This window comes from Streptococcus parasanguinis (assembly GCF_019929185.1).
GTDB classification, from domain to species: domain Bacteria; phylum Bacillota; class Bacilli; order Lactobacillales; family Streptococcaceae; genus Streptococcus; species Streptococcus parasanguinis_O.
On record NZ_JAHZPC010000002.1, the window covers coordinates 215,582 to 237,133 of the forward strand.

Annotated in this window: 22 protein-coding genes and 1 tRNA gene; 3 read left to right on the plus strand and 20 right to left on the minus strand. The window is 44.2% G+C overall.

All coding sequences use genetic code 11. The annotated features are described in order from the left end of the window. Nucleotides 1-143 precede the first annotated feature (143 nt). Nucleotides 144-1,490 (plus strand): Nramp family divalent metal transporter, encoded by a 1,347-nt coding sequence (locus tag K1I56_RS02430; RefSeq protein WP_003013089.1) that lies wholly within the window; start codon nt 144-146, stop codon nt 1,488-1,490. A 342-nt stretch (nt 1,491-1,832) separates the two neighbouring features. Then, entirely contained in the window at nt 1,833-2,375 is a 543-nt protein-coding gene (locus tag K1I56_RS02435) for a TetR/AcrR family transcriptional regulator (protein ID WP_049483745.1), read from the plus strand. Nucleotides 2,376-2,790: 415 nt separating this feature from the next. Here K1I56_RS02435 and tehB read toward each other — a convergent pair whose 3' ends face one another. The 15 genes from tehB to K1I56_RS02510 form a co-directional block, all read right to left on the minus strand. Next, nucleotides 2,791-3,651, minus strand: a complete 861-nt coding sequence (gene tehB, locus K1I56_RS02440; protein ID WP_223325118.1) for an SAM-dependent methyltransferase TehB — start codon at nt 3,649-3,651, stop codon at nt 2,791-2,793. Nucleotides 3,652-3,780: 129 nt separating this feature from the next. Further along, nucleotides 3,781-4,248 carry an SsrA-binding protein SmpB gene (smpB, locus tag K1I56_RS02445; protein WP_003005443.1) on the minus strand — a complete coding sequence of 156 codons (468 nt, stop codon included), beginning with the start codon at nt 4,246-4,248 and terminating at the stop codon, nt 3,781-3,783. After that, nucleotides 4,211-6,571: a ribonuclease R gene (gene rnr, locus K1I56_RS02450; protein ID WP_223325120.1), complete on the minus strand. Its 2,361-nt coding sequence runs from the start codon at nt 6,569-6,571 to the stop codon at nt 4,211-4,213. Before rnr ends, smpB begins: the two co-directional genes overlap by 38 nt. 96 nt (nt 6,572-6,667) lie before the next feature. Continuing rightward, a complete protein-coding gene (gene secG / locus K1I56_RS02455; protein ID WP_003008189.1) occupies nt 6,668-6,901 on the minus strand; it encodes a preprotein translocase subunit SecG in 234 nt (77 codons plus the stop codon). 41 nt (nt 6,902-6,942) lie between these two features. Continuing rightward, entirely contained in the window at nt 6,943-7,092 is a 150-nt protein-coding gene (rpmG, locus tag K1I56_RS02460) for a 50S ribosomal protein L33 (protein ID WP_003005699.1), read from the minus strand. Next, nucleotides 7,082-8,281: a multidrug efflux MFS transporter gene (locus tag K1I56_RS02465; protein WP_223325177.1), complete on the minus strand. Its 1,200-nt coding sequence runs from the start codon at nt 8,279-8,281 to the stop codon at nt 7,082-7,084. The genes rpmG and K1I56_RS02465 overlap by 11 nt, the downstream gene beginning before the upstream one ends. Nucleotides 8,282-8,297: 16 nt before the next feature. Next, a complete protein-coding gene (coaE, locus tag K1I56_RS02470) occupies nt 8,298-8,894 on the minus strand; it encodes a dephospho-CoA kinase (RefSeq protein WP_223325122.1) in 597 nt (198 codons plus the stop codon). Then, nucleotides 8,895-9,719 carry a DNA-formamidopyrimidine glycosylase gene (mutM, locus tag K1I56_RS02475; protein ID WP_223325123.1) on the minus strand — a complete coding sequence of 275 codons (825 nt, stop codon included), beginning with the start codon at nt 9,717-9,719 and terminating at the stop codon, nt 8,895-8,897. A gap of 46 nt (nt 9,720-9,765) precedes the next feature. Beyond that, complete coding sequence (era, locus tag K1I56_RS02480; protein ID WP_003004993.1) at nt 9,766-10,665, minus strand: GTPase Era; 900 nt, start codon at nt 10,663-10,665, stop codon at nt 9,766-9,768. A gap of 29 nt (nt 10,666-10,694) precedes the next feature. Beyond that, nucleotides 10,695-11,093, minus strand: a complete 399-nt coding sequence (locus K1I56_RS02485; protein WP_003008202.1) for a diacylglycerol kinase family protein — start codon at nt 11,091-11,093, stop codon at nt 10,695-10,697. Further along, entirely contained in the window at nt 11,074-11,571 is a 498-nt protein-coding gene (ybeY, locus tag K1I56_RS02490) for an rRNA maturation RNase YbeY (protein ID WP_003005431.1), read from the minus strand. Before ybeY ends, K1I56_RS02485 begins: the two co-directional genes overlap by 20 nt. A gap of 97 nt (nt 11,572-11,668) precedes the next feature. Continuing rightward, nucleotides 11,669-13,405: a tetracycline efflux ABC transporter Tet(46) subunit B gene (gene tetB(46) / locus K1I56_RS02495; RefSeq protein WP_223325125.1), complete on the minus strand. Its 1,737-nt coding sequence runs from the start codon at nt 13,403-13,405 to the stop codon at nt 11,669-11,671. 1 nt (nt 13,406) lies between these two features. Continuing rightward, nucleotides 13,407-15,131, minus strand: a complete 1,725-nt coding sequence (gene tetA(46), locus K1I56_RS02500; RefSeq protein ID WP_223325127.1) for a tetracycline efflux ABC transporter Tet(46) subunit A — start codon at nt 15,129-15,131, stop codon at nt 13,407-13,409. Nucleotides 15,132-15,523: 392 nt separating this feature from the next. Then, nucleotides 15,524-15,596 (minus strand) — tRNA-Thr (locus tag K1I56_RS02505). A gap of 50 nt (nt 15,597-15,646) precedes the next feature. Continuing rightward, nucleotides 15,647-16,216 carry a GNAT family N-acetyltransferase gene (locus tag K1I56_RS02510; protein ID WP_223325129.1) on the minus strand — a complete coding sequence of 190 codons (570 nt, stop codon included), beginning with the start codon at nt 16,214-16,216 and terminating at the stop codon, nt 15,647-15,649. Between the two features lie 202 nt (nt 16,217-16,418). Here K1I56_RS02510 and ald point away from each other — a divergent pair, with 202 nt between their 5' ends. Continuing rightward, a complete protein-coding gene (gene ald / locus K1I56_RS02515; RefSeq protein ID WP_195529566.1) occupies nt 16,419-17,531 on the plus strand; it encodes an alanine dehydrogenase in 1,113 nt (370 codons plus the stop codon). A 308-nt stretch (nt 17,532-17,839) separates the two neighbouring features. Here ald and K1I56_RS02520 read toward each other — a convergent pair whose 3' ends face one another. The 5 genes from K1I56_RS02520 to pyrH form a co-directional block, all read right to left on the minus strand. Next, nucleotides 17,840-18,838, minus strand: a complete 999-nt coding sequence (locus tag K1I56_RS02520) for a PhoH family protein (protein WP_049514277.1) — start codon at nt 18,836-18,838, stop codon at nt 17,840-17,842. Nucleotides 18,839-18,917: 79 nt separating this feature from the next. After that, nucleotides 18,918-19,133 (minus strand): YozE family protein, encoded by a 216-nt coding sequence (locus tag K1I56_RS02525; protein WP_003005127.1) that lies wholly within the window; start codon nt 19,131-19,133, stop codon nt 18,918-18,920. Between the two features lie 10 nt (nt 19,134-19,143). Beyond that, a complete protein-coding gene (cvfB, locus tag K1I56_RS02530) occupies nt 19,144-19,998 on the minus strand; it encodes an RNA-binding virulence regulatory protein CvfB (protein ID WP_013903940.1) in 855 nt (284 codons plus the stop codon). A gap of 99 nt (nt 19,999-20,097) precedes the next feature. Then, nucleotides 20,098-20,655 carry a ribosome recycling factor gene (frr, locus tag K1I56_RS02535; protein WP_003005165.1) on the minus strand — a complete coding sequence of 186 codons (558 nt, stop codon included), beginning with the start codon at nt 20,653-20,655 and terminating at the stop codon, nt 20,098-20,100. A 19-nt stretch (nt 20,656-20,674) separates the two neighbouring features. Next, on the minus strand, nt 20,675-21,406 hold the full coding sequence (gene pyrH / locus K1I56_RS02540) for a UMP kinase (protein WP_003005706.1): 732 nt from the start codon (nt 21,404-21,406) through the stop codon (nt 20,675-20,677). Between the last annotated feature and the right edge of the window lie 146 nt (nt 21,407-21,552).

A 21,552-nucleotide genomic window follows, 5' to 3' on the forward strand; every position in this document is an offset into this window, starting at 1 on the left:
TCTATATTATAGTCCTTTTCTGATAGATTACAAAGAAATCGAGGTAGTAGAAAACAAGGTTATCCTAAATTATCATGAACTATTATAAATTTTATGCTATAATTAGAGACAAATTTGATTTATTCTTAGAAAGAAGGCTCATTGTGAGTTTACAACAGTTTGAAAGGAAATCACTTCAAGAAATCAACCAATCTATTGACGTGCCAAAAGGGATCCCTTTTTGGAAGACTCTCCTGCTCTTTTCAGGACCAGGAAGTCTAGTAGCTGTCGGCTATATGGATCCGGGAAACTGGATTACTAGTGTCGTTGGAGGGGCCCAATACCGCTACCTCCTCTTATCAGTGGTTCTTCTCTCGTCTTTAATCGCCATGCAGTTGCAACAAATGGCTGGTAAACTAGGGATTGTCCATCGTAAGGATCTGGCCCAAACAACCGCCCATCATTTGCCAAAATGGCTTCGCTATACTCTTTGGATTGTGATTGAGCTTGCCTTGATGGCGACAGATTTAGCAGAAGTCATCGGATCAGGGATTGCCCTTCACCTCCTCTTTGGCTGGCCCTTGCTCTTTTCCATCCTGATCACCATCTTTGATGTCTTCCTATTACTAGGACTCATGCATCTAGGATTTCGAAAGATCGAGGCCATCGTATCAACCTTGATCCTCACGATCCTTGCAATTTTTGGCTATCTGGTTTTCCTATCGAAACCTGATATCGGAGGAATCTTCGCTGGCTTCCTGCCTCAAAAAGAGGTGCTAGGAATTGGGCTTCCAAAAGGAAATGAAGCCTTAACCTTGGCGCTTGGGATCATCGGTGCAACCGTAATGCCCCACAACCTCTATCTCCACTCTTCCATTTCGCAAACGCGAAAAGTCGATTACAAGGATCCAGCAGATATCAAACGGGCAGTTCGCTTTATGACCTGGGATTCAAATATTGAATTGAGTCTGGCTTTCGTCGTCAACTCCCTCCTCTTGATTCTTGGAGCAGCCCTCTTCTTTGGCCACGGAGATAAGATCGGTGCTTTCTCTAGCATGTACAACGCCCTCAAGGATAACCATATTGCCGGTGCTATCGCCAGTCCCTTCTTATCCACCCTCTTTGCCATCGCTTTGTTAGCCAGTGGTCAAAATTCAACCATTACTGGGACCCTAACCGGTCAAATCGTTATGGAAGGTTTCTTGAGATTCCGCTTACCACAATGGGTCGTTCGTCTCATGACTCGGATCATTGCCCTTCTTCCTGTCATCATCGTTGCGATCTTATTTGGAGATCAGGAACATGTCCTTGATGACCTTCTGGTTTATTCTCAAGTCTTCCTATCAGCGGCTCTTCCATTCTCCATCTTCCCTCTGGTTTATTTCACCTCCAACAAGGAAATCATGGGAGAGCATGTCAATGCGAAGTGGAACACTTTCTTAGGCTATCTCGTTGCGATTGTCTTAACCATCTTAAATTTCAATTTGATCGTGACAACTTTTATCAAATAAAGAAACCAGCACTTAAACGGTGCTGGTTTTTGGTTTATTACACTCCCTTTTCCATCTTGCTCCTCCATTTCCTAAAAATTTCCTGACCATTTTTTTAGGAGGGAATTATTTTAAATCACTAATTGTTGTGAGATTTTCACAAAATCTTGTCAGTGCCCGTCATTCATAAACTTGTAAATTTTTTGTACACTTTCCGTTATCTGTACAAAAATTAGAATTGTTGTCTAATTTATTCTTTTGGAGTATAATGCTCTTTGTTAGTGTCGTAAAATTATTTAACATATAGATTATTTTAACGTCAAATAAATAGAAACAGATTGATACAACTACAGAAAGGAACATATGGTACGCCAAAGACAAACAACAACCAAGTCAGACTTACGAAATGCGCTCTCAAAACTCCTCTTGCAACAACCTTTTGAAAGCATCACTATTCGACAATTAACTGAAACCGCTGGGATTAACCGCGGGACCTTCTACTTGCACTATGTCGATAAATACGACATGTTTGAGCAAATGAAAATGGACATGATGCAAGAATTAGATAGCCTCTTCGTTGAAGGAAGCCCTGTCAAGGTGAACTTTCTCAATGTCTTGACCGCTATTAAAGAGAATTATGATTTTATTTATGCATTGTCCCAATCCTGCTGCTCAGACTTCCGTAAATTGGTAAGAAGTTTTACTCTCCATGCACTAGACGATACTCCCCATGCGAAAGAACACATCATTTCAGACTTTCAAGTTCCATACAAGTATGGTCTAGAAATTTTCATCGCTACGATCGAATCTGTGATTGTGACCTGGCTAGAATCCGGTGCGAAAGAAGAGCCAATCGAAATCGGGACGATCATTCTCAGCGTCTGCGACTTTGCTAGCTGGAACTAAATCCCCCAACCTTTTCCTAGCTTTATGGAGAAGGTTTTTCTTTTGGCAAATGAACAAAATGTAGATCACCTAGTTCAACTTGTTTGTAGACAAGCAAAAAGGCAGGATCCTAACATCCTGCTTTTAGAATGTAGACAAATTACTTTAAAGTAAAATAAGTTAAGCGATTTTGCAAAAAAAATAAAAATGAGTTCCAATTTTTAAATCGATTCAAGAAAATATCGAAACTTTCCGCTGTGAGAAAAGTGCCTGAAACAATAACGTTTCAGGCACTCGGGAGTTTTGAGACCCTAGGCTCAAAACTAAGTCTTGGAACTTCGAAGAAGTTCGCTGACGTCCGTACTCACCTAAGGAAAGTTTTTTATATGACTTTGTCTTCAATATGAAGGCAGGATCTTAACATCCTGCTTTTTCTTTATTTTTTCTTTGCCAACATGGTTGCAAATCGAAGTTGAATCCGATGGCCATTCTCATCTCGACGATGGAGATGGCCTGGATTTTCATTGTACTTGACCAATTCCCAATCCTTGTAATACTCCGCCAATTCTCCTTCTTTAAAGGTAAACGAGAAGGGCATCTGGCAGGGATAATCTTCCGTATCCATGGCACAGACAATGAGATTATAGCCCCCTGGATTGGTATGCTCTTGCATATTGCGGATGATCGCTGGAATCCGATCAGCGTCTAAAAACATGAGGACCACAGTTGATACGATAAAGTCATAGTTTTGGGTAAGAGCTGCAGCATTAATATCATAAAGGCCCACTGGCATCTCTAGATCTTCCTCAGCGACAATACTTTGTAAAATCTCAAGAGCCAGTTCATTTTGATCTACAGCTGTCACGTCAAAGCCATGTTGGGCCAAAAAGAGGGCGTTGCGACCTTGCCCGCATCCTAGATCCAGCGCCTTTCCAGCTGGGACAATTTCCACTGCTTCTAGTACTTCTGAATGGACAGGATTGGTGTTGTATTTTTTTGGGAAATAGTCTTTTGGCTCACAGTAAAATTCTAGGTACCACTCCACATCGTCAGTCGCTGCTTCCACACGGTGCCAGGCCTGGGGTTCGGCCATGGGGTTTTCTGCTCCTGCTTCAAAGAGGTGGCTCGCGATTTCTTCCCCCTCTTCGGTCAATTCAATAAATCGTAACTGACCTTTTAAAACTGTAATCTTCCCCCAGGTTCCCACCTTGGTATTGTGCTTTCTTTGAAGAGCTTCTGGCATGCTATCCTTGGTCCAGATAGGCATGCGCTTGTAGGCGATCAATTTTTGTGTCATGCTGCTTCTCCTTTTTCTTTCACTATCCTTATCATACAGAAAAAAGCCCCTTTTTACAAGTTGAAAAAGGAGAGCCCATCTCTAAGAAAAAAGACAGTTCTGAAACAAGTTTCAAAACTGCCTTTTTCTTTAACGTGTATTGTATTGTTTCATGACCCGTGCGATGTCCCGGTTCTGTTCCCGACGTTTGATGGATTCACGCTTGTCATAATCATGTTTCCCTTTAGCGAGCCCCAAAAGCAATTTGGCATAGCCATCCTTGAGATAGACCTTCAAAGGCACCAAGGTCATTCCGGTCCCTTTGGTGTCTTGGTCCAGCTTTTGGATTTGCTTTTTATGAAGAAGGAGCTTGCGACGACGGTCTGGATCTTGGTTCCAGATATTGCCTTCCTCATAAGGGGCAATGTGGACATTGCTAAGCCAAACTTCGCCATTTTTTACTTGTGCAAAGCCATCTTTCAAGTTAATGCGTGCTGCACGGACACTTTTGATCTCTGTACCTGTCAGCACCATCCCTGCTTCTATTGTATCCACGATGGTGTAGTCATGTCTCGCCTTTTTATTTTGAGCGACTACCTTTCCTTCGCCCTTTGCCATGTTTGACTCCTTTCTTTGCTACTTCCTTGTAAAATGGTTTCTTCCCTTTTTTCTTTTTGGATTTAGATGAAGAATCTTTCCGTTTGTCATCTCTTCTAACTGTTGAACCCTTAGAAACTTTTTTGTCTTTGCGTCTGCGATCCCGGCGACTGCCATCTCGGTCACGTCCTTTAGCCTTTAGGCCTTTTTCGACGACATCCCATTCACTTGGAATATAAGAGAAATCAATCTCTCCGGTCATCTTGTCAGCTCTTTCGACCTTGATCCGGATTTGCTGACCAACACGGAAAGTCACTCCCGATTTCTCCCCGCGAAGGGTTAGATCCCGTTCGTTAAAATGGTAGTATTCAGGAAGATTAGTAATATGGATCAACCCTTCGACTGTATTTGGCAACTCCACAAAGAGGCCAAATTTCACTACACTGGAAACCACGGCATCGTACTCTTCCCCAACATAGTCTGCCATGTATTCGGCCTTTTTCATAGCCTCTACTTCGCGCTCGGCGTCAATAGCCCGGCGCTCTCGACTAGAGGATTGGCTGGCAATGTCTGGAAGGACTTGTTCAAAGTGTTCAGCCACTTCTTGAGATTTTCCATATTCACGCACCATTCGATGAACCATCAAGTCCGGATAACGACGGATGGGACTGGTAAAGTGGGTGTAATATTCCGCAGCAAGCCCATAGTGGCCATGGTTGTGCTCTGAGTAGCGGGCCTGTTGCATCGAGCGCAACAACATCATCGAAAGGACATCTGCATAGGGTTCTCCTTCAACCTTGCGCATAATTTCTTGCAGGGCTTCTTGGCTCATCTCACTAGCCGTTCCGTAGATCTGGATCCCAAAGCTAGAAGCATAATCGATAAACTTCTGTACTTTTTCTGCTTTCGGATCTTCGTGGATCCGGTAGATGAACGGCAGCTTCAGTCGCGTAAAGTGTTCCGCTACCGTTTCATTGGCAATCAACATAAAGGACTCAATCATCCGCTCGGCAATCCCTCTTTGACGCAAAACGATATCAACTGGTTTTCCTTCTTTATTGACCAAGATTTTAGCCTCATTGGTATCAAAATTAAGGGCTCCGCGGCGAATCCGCATGCTTTCTAAAATGCCATGCAAGGTGGCCATTTGATGAATACTTGGGACAATTTTCTTAAAGGTTTGAGCCTTTTCTTCGTCGCCTGCTAAGATATCATTGACGTCGCTATAGGTCATTCGGAAGGTTGTATTGATCACTGTTTGGGTAATGGTATGCTTGACAACCTTGCCATGAGGATCAATCTCCATGATGGCAGACTGGGTCAGGCGATCCACATTCGGATTCAAAGAACAGATCCCATTGGAGAGACGCTCGGGCAACATGGGTACTACTCGGTCGGTCACATAGACAGAGGTAGCACGATTTAGAGCTTCCTTGTCGAGTGCTGAACCTTCTGTAACATAATAAGAAACATCTGCGATGTGAACCCCCAGCTCAAAGTTGCCGTTCTTGAGTAGCTTGATATGGACTGCATCGTCCAAGTCTTTGGCATCTGCCCCATCAATCGTAAAGGTAATCTCCTCTCGCAGATCCAATCGCCCCTCTAAATCCTTTTTAGACGGTGCATCTGGAACCTGTTCAGCCTCTTTCAGCACTTCTTCTGGAAATTCTGAGACAATGTCCATGGATTCTAACACTTCCAAGACATCGATTCCTGGATCTGTTACATGACCGACCACATCCCGCACGGTTGCCACAAAATAATTGTGCTTGCGGCTCGGGTATTGATCTATTTCGACCTTGAGGATTTCGGTCCCTTCCAATTGGATGGCTGGCTTCTTCACATAGATCAACTGGCTGATCTTTTGATTTTTCGAACGAATGTAGCCGGCATATTTAGGTTTTTCCTCATCCAGAACGATTTGTCCAACCACCGTTTTGATGCTATGCTCCAGAACATCAATAATTTTAGCTTCTGCTGCCGTTCCCTTGTTTCGGTCTGCTACCTTGGTAATGACGATCTCAACGGTGTCACCATCGATAGCGTGGTTGACATCATTTCGGCCAACAAAGAGGTCTTCTTCTTCGCCCTCTAAACTGACAAAGCCAAAGCCATTTTTATGGGCATGAAAGATCCCCTTGAGCGTAATGGCCGGGGCCTTCTTTTGAGCCAAACGAAGAGAGCCATCATCTTCGAATTTCAACTCATGGCGGCGTTCCATCAGAGAGATGGTCTTGACCAAGTCACGGAAATCCTTTGACCCTTCTTTTCCTAGAGCTGCTGCTAGATCATTGATCTGGACTTTGTCATGCTCTTGTAAATATTCTTTAATACTTGTTTTCATTGATTTATTTGCTGGTTATCCAGCCTCCTTTTTTCTATCTACTTGTGTCTTTGTTTTGCAAAATAAAAATAGGCAAAGACAATGTCTGAGCCTATCTTATCTACTAGAAAGTACCATTAAGATCATCGCGATCAATAACCAAAAGAAGATCATAATAGCTGTTAAACGCTGCATCACGGCTTCAAACCCGCGCGCTTTTGAACGTTCAAACAAGTCATTTGAGCTTGCGTCAAAGACGTTGCTCGATTGGTTTTTTGTTGGTTGCATAAAAATTGCGATAATAATCAATACTGATAATACTAGTAAAATAGTTGTTAATGCTCCGCTCATATTCAAAACTCCTTAAAATCTTCACTATTATACCATGAAAATCATTTTGATTCAATATGTAAGGTTACTTTTCTTTCCTTGGGACAATACTTCAAGACCTCGATCTTTTCAGGATGGGTTTTGGTATTTTTACTGGTCAAATAATTCTGACTCCCACAGCTGGTGCAGGTCAATTGAACTTTAATTCGCACGTACGTCTCTCACTTTCAAATACTTTCTAAATAAGAATAAGAGGAACATCAAATCGGTAAAGGCCAAAAGGGCTGTACCGTAAAATACCCAATGATAGCCAAAATGCATGAAAATACTCGAACCCATCATTGGCCCTAATACACCACCTAAATAATAAAAGAGCTGGTTGTAGCTAAAGATCCGAGAAATCCCTTCAGGAGGGGTTAAACGATTCAATAATGCAGAAACTCCTGGTAGTAGGGCTCCTGTCCCGATCCCAAAGAGGAAGCGTAAAATCCCTAATTGAAGGGGTGATTGCGCTTGGGCACAAAGGATATAGAGACAGCCACTATAAAGAAGGGCGATTAATAAGAGCCGGTGATTCCCGATTCGGTCTCCGAGTTTTCCCATCCAACCTGAAAAGAGCATACTGGAGACTCCCATAGCCGAAACAATCATCCCTGATACAAAGATCAGGTTATCTCTTTGTCCCAAAGCCCGTACATAAAGAGGTAGGATCGGAGAAATAGATTGGGCGATCATTTGAATGGTCATGCTGGTCAAAAAGAGTCCCAAGAGGATATCTTTTTGCTGAATGGACATGAGCAACTCCCAACTGGATTTTTGTTCTTCTTTTGGAAGGGGCTCATACTCTTCCTCGATACCCCAGAAGGTTAAGAGGGAAACCAAAAATAAGAAGAAGCCGACCAAGAGAAAGACATTGCGCATTCCTAGATTTTCAGCAATGAGTCCCCCAATCAAAGGGCCCATCAAGGTTCCAGCTACGACACCGGTCGACAAGGTCCCTAGGGCATAGCCGGATTGGTCCTTGGGAACTTGACTGGCAATCAGGGCCGTACTATTAGGGACAAAGCCTGAAAAGACCCCATTGAGCAAGCGCAGGACCAAGAGCCAAAAGACGGATGGGACAAAGGCAATGCCTCCCATGGTCAGCGTCATGGCAATGGAAGCTCTAAGCATCATGGGTTTTCGACCATAGCGGTCGGCTAAGCTTCCCCAGATGGGAGACATGATCGCAGAGGTTACAGAAGAACTTGCGACGGCTATCCCAGCATAAAAGGGAACAGCCTTGCCCGTAACCCCCAACTCTTCCACAAAGAGGGCCATAAAAGGAACGACTAAAGAAAGGCTAGCTCCGATGAAAAAGCACCCGATCCAGGCAATATATAGATTTTTACGCCAATTGATTTCTCTTGTGATAAAATCATCTTCTTTCTAATTGTTGTAGGGCTGCATCTAATTGGGCATAGAGGGCCGTTAGATCGCCATTATTGTCTAAAACCAGATCTGCATGGGCTCTTTTCTCATCTAGCGGCATTTGAGACGCGATGCGTTCTTGGGCCTGCAGTTCTGATAAGTGGTTGCGTTCCATCAGGCGCTTGAGCTGGGTTTCTTTTGATACAGCTACCAACCAGACAGATTCAAACCACTCATCGTAGTGCTGCTCGATTAAGAGAGGAATATCCATAAAAAAGAGACCGGATTGTGCAGCTTGTCTATCTCTTACCTCAGCTAGAGCCTCACGAATAAGCCTGCCTTGGACCCGATTGGACCAGTCTCGTTCACTAGGGTCTGAAAAGATCCGCTGACCCAAAGCGACGCGATCCAGCTCTCCTTCTTTGGTAAGGATCTCTCTACCAAAATGATCTACTAAGACACGGTAGAGGGCTCCTCCTGGTGCTTGCAAATCATGAACCACTTGATCCGCATCAATGACAGGATACCCTTTTTCTCTCAGATAGGAGGTCACAGTGGACTTTCCTGAAGCAATCCCTCCTGTTAATCCGATGATTCTCGCCATCTAGTTCTCCTTTTGGCATTGGGGGCAAAAATGGGTTCCGCGTCCCCCCAGCTGGATTTTCTCAATCGGTGTCCCACAGCGCAAACAAGGCTGGCCTGTTTTCCCATAGACCTGGTGTTCTTCCTGCATGGTACCATCTTCTCCAAAAGCATTGCTGTAGGAGCGAATGGTGGAGCCACCCTTTTCAACAGCTTGAGCAAGCACAGCAATCGTTTCTTTGCGAATCGCTTTAGCTTCTCTAGCAGTCAAGCTTTGACCCAAGCGGGCTGGATGAACCTTGGCTCGATAAAGGACCTCATCCACATAGATATTGCCCAGACCAGCCACTAATTTTTGGTCTAAAAGAGCTGATTTTATGGGTTTCTTTGATTGTTTAAGAGCTGCTTGGAAGGCTGGTGCTTTAAAATCAGCTTCTGTCGGCTCTGGACCAATTTTTTTCGCCAAAAAATAGCTGTCGACAAGCTCAGGTACTAGGACTTCCATGGTCCCAAACTTGCGAACATCTTCATAGACCAGGGTGCTGCCATCTGTAAAATGAAAGAAGACATGGGAGTGCTTGCGAAGAGGGACTTCGTCTGGATAAAAGAAATACTTGCCTTCCATCCGCAAATGCGAGATGAGGACCAGATCCGTCAGATAAAACAAGAGGTATTTCCCGCGGCGCCCCATGGCCCGAATTTCTTGCCCTGGGAGATCTTGACAAAAAGCATCCAGATTCGTATGAATCATCTTTGGATACTTTACTTCCACGGACTGGATGGTTTTCCCAAGAATTAATTTCTCAAGACCTCGTCGAACGGTCTCTACTTCTGGTAATTCAGGCATAGAACTCCTTTCAAAAACAAGAAGCAGGCCTTCTGCCCACCTCTTCTTAATATTCTTTTTCGTTGTATCCGAAATCGGCAAGATCCAATTTCTTATCCCGCCAATTTTTCTTGACCTTGACCCATGTTTCTAGGAAGACCTTGTCCCCTAGCATGAGCTCAATATCCTTACGCGCAAGGGTTCCGATCTTCTTAAGCATGGCGCCGCCTTTTCCGATGACAATACCTTTTTGGCTATCGCGCTCGACCATGATGGTTGCACGGATATGGACCTTATCTGTCTCTTCATCCCGCTTCATAGAATCCACTACTACTGCCACAGAGTGGGGAATTTCTTCCCGCGTCAAGTGCAAGACCTTTTCACGGATCATTTCAGAAACCAAGAAACGCTCTGGATGGTCAGTGATTTGGTCAGCAGGGAAATATTGGAAACCTTCTTCCAAGTTTTCGCTCAAAATATCAATCAAACGCGAAACATTGTTTCCTTGGAGGGCTGAAATCGGCACGATTTCCTTGAAATCCATCTGACTACGGAAGTCATCGATTTGCGCCAAGAGTTGGTCAGGGTGCACCTTGTCGATCTTATTGACCACAAGAATAACCGGCACCTTAGCAGCCTTGAGGCGTTCGATAATCATGTCATCGCCCTTCCCACGCGGCTCATCTGCTGGCACCATAAAGAGAACGGTATCCACTTCTCGAAGGGTACTATAGGCCGACTCCACCATGAAGTCTCCAAGCGCTGTCTTGGGTTTATGAATCCCTGGGGTATCGATAAAGACGATCTGTTCCTTGTCCGTCGTATAAATCCCCATAATCTTATTGCGCGTTGTCTGCGCCTTGTCACTCATGATGGCAATTTTTTGCCCCATGACGTGGTTCAAAAACGTTGACTTCCCAACATTGGGACGTCCTAAAATGGCTACAAAACCTGATTTAAATGTCATATTATCCTTTCACGAGGGCATACTCCCTCTTATCCAAATACTAAGGCCCAGAATTTGGGCACAAAAATCACCAGTCCTGTTAGTAGGGCAAAACCTGATACGACAAGGACTGCTCCAGCCGCCATGTCTTTGGCATTCTTTGCCAACATGGAGAAATGGTAGTTACTAGCTAAATCCACCACATTTTCAATGGCTGAATTCATAATCTCAAAAGCAATCACCAAGGTGATGCTGAGCAATAAAAAGAGCCATTCTGTCGCAGAAATCCTAAATACCAAACCAGCAAGAATTGCTACAAGGGCTGATAAGGCATGCTTGCGCATATTGCGCTCTTCTTTGATCGCAGTGAAAATTCCTGTTATCGCAAACTCCAGGCTTGAAGTGAAGTCTCGATTTTTCCATTTTCGCTTATTGTCTTGTGAGTCCATAGGCTGTCAAAATCTCTTCCTGTAAGCCAAACATTTCCTTTTCTTCTTCCGGCGTATAGTGATCATAGCCATTAATGTGAAGAAAACCATGCACTGCTAAAAATCCCATTTCGCGCTCAAAGCTGTGGCCATATTCTTCGGCTTGCTCCCGCGCTTTGTCAATTGAAATAAAGAGCTCACCAATATAGGTATCGAATTCAGCCATCATCTCTGCCAATTCTGGATTTTCTGCAAGGTCTTCCTCATCAAAAGAAATCTCCATCTCTGGCTTGTATTCTAAACTGATGACATCCGTCGGACGATCCGTATCACGGTATTCAAGATTTAGTTCATGACTGCGTTCATTGGTTACAAAAGTCACAGCCATTTCCTTGTCTTCTTTCCCAATTTTTTGAGCAGCAAATTCTAAAATTTCTTGCGTTTGTTTTAAGATTTCGTCAGAGACTTGACCCGTCTCATCTACCATTTCAATATACATCTGGATCACCTCACTATTATCACTTTATTATATCACAAAAACCAGCCTATATACTAGATACAGACTGGTTTTCAATCTTTTTCTTTGCAGGACAATCTTACACCACTGTTTGCTGGATGGCATTCATCTGGGCATAGATCCCGCCTTGTGTAACCAGTTCTTCATGTCTACCACGTTCCACAATGCGTCCTTCGGATAAGACTAAGATCTGATCCGCATCTTGGATAGTGGACAAGCGATGGGCAATGATAAAGGTGGTCCGGCCCTTTTGCAGGACTGCCATAGCCTGTTGGATGATTTCTTCTGTTTCCGTATCGATGTGAGAGGTAGCCTCATCCAAAATCAGAATTTGCGGATTCATATAGAGCGTCCGCGCAAAGGAAATCAATTGGCGCTCGCCACTTGAAAAGGCGGATCCTTTTTCTACGACTGGATGGTCGATTCCCTTTTCAAGGCGCTCTACAAAGGGCCAAGCTCCGACTTTTTTCAAGGCATCTTTGACCGCATCCCGATCAATGTGATCCTGACTCATGGCCACATTACTAGCAATGGTTCCTGTAAATAGATAAGGATCCTGCAGGACAATCCCCATATAGCTTCGTAGGCTCTCACGAGAGACTTGGCGAATATCTTGACCATCGATCAAAATCGCTCCTTCTTGAGGATCATAAAAACGATAGAGCAGGTTCATAATCGAAGACTTACCCGATCCAGTATGACCCACAAGAGCGACGGTTTGCCCAGGACTTGCTTGAAAGGCAATATCCCGCAGAACTGGCTTGCCTTCTTCATAGGCAAATTGAACGTCGTCAAACACGACTTCTGCCTTTTCTATCTTCAGTTCCAATGCACCATCAGCCTCTAACGGTTGGTCTAAGAAAGCAAGGACGCGGCTCCCCGTTTCTAAGGATCGCCGAATATTTGGGAATTGACGACTAAGATTGGCCATGAGATCAAATAGATTAATCACATAGTTAATATTGATAAATAAGAAACCAGCCGTCACACCGATATTACCCTGTAGGAAAGAAATCCCAGCGATAGTCAAAATGCCTGCAATCACTAAAAACTTGAGCAATTCTGTCAAGGTCCAAGAAGCAATAGAATCGGCTAAGAGGATTCGATCATTGGCTCCTAACATCTTCTGAGTAGTGGCTTCAAACTCATCCACCACACCAGGCTCTTGATGATAGAGTTGAATCATACTGGCACCATGCAAGAGTTCATTGACCTGGGTATTGACCTCGCTTCGCGCATCAAAGAAATCCTTCATAGGCTGGTCCGTCATGACCTTGTAGAGATACTGGATCCCATAGAAAATCGGAAAGACCAAACACAAGAGAAGGCCCATCATAGGACTCAGGTAAAAGAGAATCCCTAGGATAAAGAGGAAACGCACCAAGTAGATGACTAAAATCATACAAGAGTTATAAAACTGGGTCCGCAAGGTCTCCGTATCATTGACAATTCTTGTCGCGATCTTCCCAGCCGGCTTATCATCAAAATAAGAAATAGGCAGTCCTTGCATGACTTGAAAGGCTTGGTCTCTCAGACTAGCGGTTACTTGATTACTTCCATGCAGTAAGATCCGATTGCCCATGTAGCTAATCAGCTGCCCCAGGCTCAAGACCAAGAGATAGAATCTTCCCATCTGAAGCAAGTCCCCTTGTCCGCCACCGTGGGTCAGTGCGGTCAAAGGCCCATCGATCATCTTTTGGAGAAGAAAGGGTGACAATTCAGAAAAAATGGTGGCTAGTAAGAGGCAAATAAAGCCAGCAAGAAAGACAGTTGGATAAAGCGTGATCCTCGATAATAATCGTTTCAATACTTTCATCTTATTCTCCTTCCTGTTTTTGTTGCCGTTGGTATTGTTCATAATACCAGCCCTCTTGAGCTAATAAATCACTAGCCCTACCTTCTTCTACAATACGACCTTGATCCAAGACGATGATCCAATCCGCCTGATGAACAGCAGACAAGCGATGAGAAACAATGATGGTCGTCTTGTCTTTTCGTTCCTTTTGAATCGTGTCAATAATGGCCTGTTCAGTCTTAGCATCTACTGCCGAAAGGGAATCATCTAACAGCAAGAGCTCAGCATCTCTTAAGAATGCACGCGCCAGGGAGATCCGTTGTTTTTGACCACCTGATACAGAGACCCCTTTCTCACCGATCAGGGTGTCCATTCCCTGAGACATCCGTTCGAGATCATCCGCAAAAGCAGCTTGGGCTACTGCTTCCACCAAGTCTTCTTGGCTGGCTCCTTTTTTACCAAGCGCTATATTCTCACGGATAGACTTGGAGAATAAAATATGTTCTTGGGAAACATAGCCAATTTTTTCTTCGATGGAGTGTCGGTTGTAATCCACGATCGGTTGCTGGTTGACCAAGAATTCTCCCTCACCAACTGGGTACTGCCGCAAGAATTGTCGAACCAGGGTAGTCTTTCCTGCACCGGTACGACCAACAATTCCAACCGTCTGTCCTTTCTGAATGGTCCAATCAATGCCTGACAGGCTCTTTCGCTCAGCACCAGGATAGCTGAAAGAATAGTCCTTAAACTGCACCAAATCAATCTGCTCTAAGTAGTGAGGACCATCTGGCTCCAGATCATCTGTCTCATCAATCACTTCTTTTAATTTTTTATAGGACATTTGCCCTATCTGATAGACCAAGATCAGGTCCGCCATCATCCACATAGGCTCAATTAAAAAGACCAAATACAGCTGTAAAGCCAATAACTTACCAAGGCTCAACTGCCCGCTTGCCAGGGACTGGCCTCCAAATAGCAGGAGCAAGACCGTCGAGAATCCAATAAACAACAGGGCTAAAGGTCCAAAAGAATACTGGATAGAGGCAATTTTATCCCCCGTTTTGGATAGACTGGCCGTTTTTTTCTGAAACTGTTTGACCTGCTGGTCCCGTCTACTATAGGCCCGCATGACCCGAATTCCTTCGATGGACTCCAAGACTTCATCATTCAACTGAGCGACTGCTTCCCGGTTTTGCTCAACATAATCCTCCTGCTTTCTACTCAAAAAATAGGTCGAGACGATGAGGAAGATCATCGGAATAAAGGAAATCAAGGTTAATTGCCAAGAAATGAAAAACATGGTCGGAATAATAAAGGCAAACAAGCCACCGCCAAACAGGAGCACCATCATCCCGTAACCAGCCATGTCGGCCATGCCATCGACATCCGTCGTGAACCGCGTCAAGAGATCTCCTGAACGGAATTTCTCAAAAAAGGGACGTCGCATAGCTACTAGTTTACGAAAAGCTTGTCCCTGAAGGGTCGCCTTGAAATGAACTGACGACTGAAAGAGGCGCAACTGCCAATAAAAAGCCGTCAGGTAATTGAGGATGGCTGATCCTACCAAGAGGACCATATCCCATACAAAGTTGGATTGCGTCAGCGTCTGCTGACTCAGATGATCCACTAGACGCTGAATAACTTGCGTCGGGATCAATAAGGTGTAATCATAAAGAATCAGGACAACAGCAATACTGATATATCGCCACTTGCGTTCCCTGATATACTCCCAAATAGCTCTGATCATATATTCTCCTTTTCAAAATGGCACAGAAAAAACCCAAGTAAGGAGCTGAGTAGGTGCTCAGTCCACACTTGGGCCTTCTGATGCCTATCACCAATTCAGTTAAGGCAGGCAAAAATGCATACAAAAAACCCAAGACAGACTCCTCCATCTTGGGTTCATTCAATTTTTACATAGAACTCAACTGAGATTGGAGAAGCTGTGTATTCAATTGTGTCATCAAAACATCTACTTTGTTCATGATGGTTTTCTCCTTTCTCTTTGTTGTTCTAACTTTACCACGGATTTCTGTGCTTGTCAACGTTTTTTTGAAAATTGTTGAAAAAAGCCGGACTTTTAAAGATGGATTCGCAAAAAAAAGAAGCCTAGATCCTCTCTAAGCTTCTCTTCTTCTATGCTAGTTGCCGGGATTGAACCGGCGACCTCATCCTTACCATGGATGCGCTCTACCGACTGAGCTAAACCAGCAGTACCTATCTACTATATCATGGAGATAGGCCTTTTGTCAATATCCTGACTCATTTTTCTGTCAAATATTCTTCCTTTGTGAGGACATAATGAACTCTCGTCACCATTCGCCCTTCTTCATGCAGGTCTAGCATCGCATAAGCTTCTTCGTGGGAAAATTGCATCCCTGCTTTGGCCATCACCCGGCCAGAAGCTGGGTTGTCCTTGTCATGAACGGCAATGAGCTTGTTCATCCCTAACTGTTCAAAAGCCAGGGCAATGACTGCCTTGGTAGCCTCTGTCGCAAGACCTTGGTTCCAATAGTCTTTATTCAGAACATAGCCGATACTCCCCTTTTTCAGACAAAGATCCAAATCCAGTAAATCAATCGTCCCAATAAATTTTCCATTTTCTTTGAGCTCGATCCCCCATCTTCCGAGCGGGCTCGCTAGGTAAAAGAGGGCAATATTATTACGCGTCTCTTCTAGACTTTGATTGGTTGGAAAAGTGTAGCGCGTAACAGCTTCATCAGAAGCATACTCAAACATAGCCGGTGCATCCTCAAGAGTGACCGGACGCAAACGTAAACGCTCTGTCTCCATTTCACAATAAGCCGCTAACTTCACATATAAATTTTCCATTTGACACTCCTTCTTTAGGGATTAGTTTAGCAAATAACCTAAAGAAAGGCAAGCTCAAATTTTTCTTGCTTTTTAACCAACTTTTCTATACAATAAAATCAATCAAAACAATCGGATAAGGAGTGAAAGGGTCATTGAGTTAGGAGAGCAATCTCACACCAATGACCTTTTTACACCTATATCTAAGCAAGGAGAAATAAACATGTTAATCGGTATTCCAAAAGAAATTAAAAACAATGAAAATCGTGTCGGTTTGACACCTGCAGGTGTACAAAGCTTGGTGAAGAAAGGGCATCAAGTTTTGGTAGAAACCAATGCCGGACTCGGTTCTGGCTTTGCGGATGAAGATTATACTAAGCAAGGGGCAATCATCGTTGCGACTGCTGCAGAAGCTTGGAACGCTGAGATGGTGGTGAAAGTCAAGGAACCTCTCGCTGAAGAATACGGTTTCCTTCGCGAAGACCTCTTGCTCTTCACTTACTTGCATATGGCTGCCGCACCTGAATTAGCGAACGCTATGGTTGCAGCGAAAACGACAGGAGTTGCCTACGAAACGGTTCGTGACCTTGATGGCCAATTGCCCCTCTTGGTGCCAATGAGTGAGGTTGCTGGACGAATGGCGGTGCAAATCGGTGCTCACTTCTTAACCAAACAAGAAGGTGGATCTGGTGTCCTCCTAGGTGGAGTGCCAGGTGTTCCCAAAGGAAAAGTCACTATCATCGGAGGTGGGGTTGTTGGAACCCACGCAGCTCGGATCGCCCTTGGACTCGGTGCCCAAGTTACCATCTTAGATATCAGCGCCAAACGTTTAGCTGTTCTGGAAGATGTCTTTGGTCACCAAATCCAAACCCTCATGTCCAACCCCTTTAATATTGAAGCCAGCGTCCGTGATGCCGATGTTGTCATCGGTGCTGTCTTGATTCCTGGTGCGAAAGCTCCTAAATTAGTGACAGATGATATGGTTAAACAAATGCGTCCCGGTTCTGTCATCGTCGATGTGGCCGTTGACCAAGGTGGGGTTATTGAAACAGCAGATCGTGTGACAACACATACGGAGCCAGTTTACGAAAAACATGGTGTGCTCCACTATGCCGTTGCCAATATTCCAGGGGCTGTCGCTCGCACTTCTACCATCGCCCTTACCAATGTGACCCTTCCTTATGTCGAATCCCTAGCTGACAATGGCTTCCATAAAGCCATCGCCCTCGACGAAGGCTTGCGAGAAGGGGTCACTACTTACCAAGGTCACATCACTAGCCAGCCCGTTGCTACTGGTTTAGAGCGCGACTTCACACCAATTGATGAATTGGTTTAAACAATCATATATTTAAAGAATTATCATCGAAAAAAATAAGCAACTTATTTTTTCATCTGAACTAATTAAAAAAGTTTTGGAAAAAACAAGTTGTTTTGAGTTTTTTTAATCATTTTCAGAGACTTTCCGCCGTGAGAAAAGTGCCTGAAACAATTAAGTTTCAAGCACTCGGAATAATTGAGACCTTAGGCTCAATTATTAGTCATGGAACTTCGAAGAAGTTCGCTGACGTCCGTTCTCACCTAAGGAAAGGCTAGAAGATGATTTTATCGTCAATTTAAGGCAAAGATCCTCTGATCTTTGCCTTTTTATTCTGCTTCTTCTTCCACATCCGGTTTTTCTTTGAGCACTGGATTTGGTATTGGCTCGTAGGCCCGGATAATCTCTGCTACTACCGGATGTCGAACGACATCCTTGGCAGAGAAATGCACAAAGTCAATTTGAGAAATGTTCTTCAATTTCTCCTGAGCATCAATCAATCCGGATTTCACATTTCGCGGAAGGTCGATCTGGCTGGTATCCCCATTAACAATCATCTTGGAATTAAAACCAAGACGGGTCAAAAACATCTTCATCTGCATGATGGTGGTATTTTGCGCTTCATCGAGAATGACAAAGGCATCATCCAAGGTCCGGCCCCGCATATAAGCTAAGGGAGCTATCTCGATAATCTCGCGCTCCATCATCCGAGTTGTTTGGTCCTTGCCCAAGATTTGATAGAGGGCATCATAGACCGGACGGAGATAAGGGTCTACTTTTTCTTTGAGATCTCCTGGAAGGAAACCAAGGCTTTCTCCGGCTTCCACAGCTGGACGAGTCAAAATGATTCGCTTAACCTGACCACGCTTGAGAGCGGTCACGGCCAAGGTCACAGCTAGGAAGGTTTTCCCAGTCCCCGCTGGTCCGATTCCAAAGGTGACATCATGATTTTTGACACTATCGACATAAATCTTTTGACCCAGCGTTTTAACCCGAATGGGCTTGCCGTAACTATCCTTGATAATCTCTTCTTCATAGAGAGCGATGAACTTATCCAATTCCCCATTTCTCACCATGGTAATGGCGGTCACCACATCTGGCGTTCCAATGGTCATGCCACGGTTGACGAGGACCAAGAGAGCCTGGATGACCTGACGAACCTGCTCGCAGCTTTCTTCTTCCCCAATGATTTGGACGATTTCTGTCCGGGCGTGAATAGTTACCCCAAATTCTTGCTCCATCAAACGGAGATGGCGTTCGTTGGATCCAAACAAATGAAAGAGATCGTCTGGATGTGTTAATGTAATTTCAACTGAATGTTCTTGCAAATAAAGAACCTCTCTACCTGTGTTTTTCTATTATTATAACAAAGAGGCCGAGAAAAAACCATCCTCGACCTGTCCTTTTCTAGTGGGCTTGGTATTCTTCCCAAATCGCATCAAAATCGCCAAGATTAAAGGAAAAGCTGGCATGCTCTTCTAGATAGCGGCTGACTTCGTCGAAGTCATCTGTATGCTTGGGAAAAGCGGACTCATGAAATGCAAGATCCGCTAGTATGGCCTTAGGAGCATTGCTTTTAGGATTGCGCTCCGTCATCAGCCAAGTATAAAACGATTTACGCATACGTCTCCTCTTAGATCAATTCTGTTCCAAACTGGTCTTGCTTGATTTTTTTGGCCTTCATCAGCCCACCCAAAGCCTTTTTGAACTGCCCTTTTGAAATCCCAAAAGTTGCCTTGATCTCTTCTGGCGATGACTTATCATTCAAGGTCATAAAGCCTCCATTAGCTTCCAAATAGGTCAAAATCATTTGGGCATCGTTTTCCAACATTTCAAAGGAGCGTGGCTTCAGCGACAAGTTCAAGGTCCGATCTACCTCACGGAATCCAATAACCCGGGCATCTAGGACTTGTCCCAAGCGTGGTTCTGCATAGCGCTCACTTGGATGGATAAAGCCCAGCATATTGTTCTCTGGGAGATAGACAAAAGTCCCAGACAATTTCAAGCGGTAGACAATGGCTGGCCAGTTTTGGTTTTGCATATTGTTGTAAGCTGGACGAGCCAAACGCTGGAAATCTTCCTGATAGGCCAAGATCCCCCAAATACGATCTTTCTTATCAACTTCTAAGCGAATATAGAGACGATCGCCCTTTTTAGGCCATAGATCTTTGATCTCCGGTAGGATATCTAGTGAGACAACAATCTGCTTATCTGGAAGTCCTGTATCCACGAAGACTCCCAAATCCTTGCGCACTTCCGTGACCGTTCCCCAGCCAAAGCTTTCTTGAGTCGCAGTGACTTCAAGCGTCGTGAGTCGGAGCTTTTGCTTCATATCTGTATAGGCAAAGCCCTTGACACTTTCTCCGACTTGGTGTGGTCCTTCTGCTTTATCAAGCGCGTAGGTCTGGCCATCTTTTTGAACAAAATAGAAGTGATCATTTTCATCGATGACCATTCCCATGATGTAGCTTGCTAGATTCGTATTCATGTTTCCTTCTTTCCTCTTGCCTCTTCACAAGAATAATGGAAATAAAACCCAGCCAGCAGTGCCAACTGAGTCTTTCTTTCCTGTAGTGGTTGGGATGGATTAAACTTCCATCAATTCTTTTTCTTTGTGAGCTGTCATTTCATCTACATGCTTGACAGCGTCATCCGTAACTTTTTGGATCTCTTTTTCAAGACCTTTCAATTCATCTTCTGTGATTTCTTTTGCTTTTTCTTGTTTCTTCGCTTCATCCATAGCATCGCGACGGATGTTACGGATCGCTACTTTAGCATTTTCACCCACTTTTTTCACTTCTTTTGCCAAGTCACGACGAGTTTCTTCTGTCAAAGCTGGGATAACCAAGCGGATAACAGATCCATCGTTGGCTGGAGTGATACCAAGGTCAGAAGCATTGATGCTGTGCTCGATGTCTTTCAAAGATGATTTATCAAATGGTGTGATCAACAAGACACGCGCTTCTGGAATAGTGATAGATGCCAATTGGTTCAAAGGAGTCTCTACTCCGTAGTATTCTACGAAAATACGATCCAAAAGACTTGCATTTGCACGTCCAGCACGGATGCTACCAAATTCACGTCCCAAACTTTGGTGAGACTGGGTCATTCTTTCTTTTGCTTTTTCTACGATTGGGTTTGCCATAATCTTCCTCTATTTTCTATTATTTTTCTACGTTATTCGATACGGTTGTACCGATATTTTCACCAAAGACAACGCGTTTGATATTGCCTGGTTCATTCATATTAAAGACAACCAAGTCAATGTCGTTGTCCATGGAGAGAGTAGAGGCTGTTGAGTCCATGATGCGAAGACCTTTGTTGATCACATCACGGTGAGTCAATTCCTCAAATTTCACAGCTGAAGCATCTTTTTTCGGATCGGCATTGTAAACACCATCGACCCCATTTTTGGCCATGAGAATGGCATCTGCTTCAATCTCAGCTGCACGAAGGGCTGCGGTCGTATCTGTTGAGAAGTAAGGAGAACCGATCCCTGCACCAAAGATCACGATCCGATCTTTTTCAAGGTGACGAAGGGCACGACCACGGATATATGGTTCTGCAACTTGTTGCATAGCAATCGCAGTTTGAACACGGGTATCCACGCCAACTTGTTGAAGCGAATCAGCCATAACAAGAGCGTTCATGACAGTACCGAGCATACCTGTGTAGTCTGCTTGGACACGATCCATCCCTGCTTCAGCAGCAGGTTCTCCACGCCAAAGGTTTCCCCCTCCAATCACCAAGGCAATTTCAATTCCAAGCTCGTGAACTTCCTTGATTTCTTGGGCCATATTTTGGACAGTTTTGATATCGATTCCGACACCACGTTCGCCGGCAAGAGCCTCACCAGATAGCTTGATTAAGATACGTTTATACTTAGGTTCTACCATTTTCTCTCTCCTTTTTTGATCTGTATTATTTTACCATAAATTACGTTTTTTATATAGTCATATCCATCAAAATTTTCTTTTTTCCATCCGATTAGTTTTACCAACTGTAGCAAATAAAAATGGCGTACAAAAAAAGCTACCCGAAG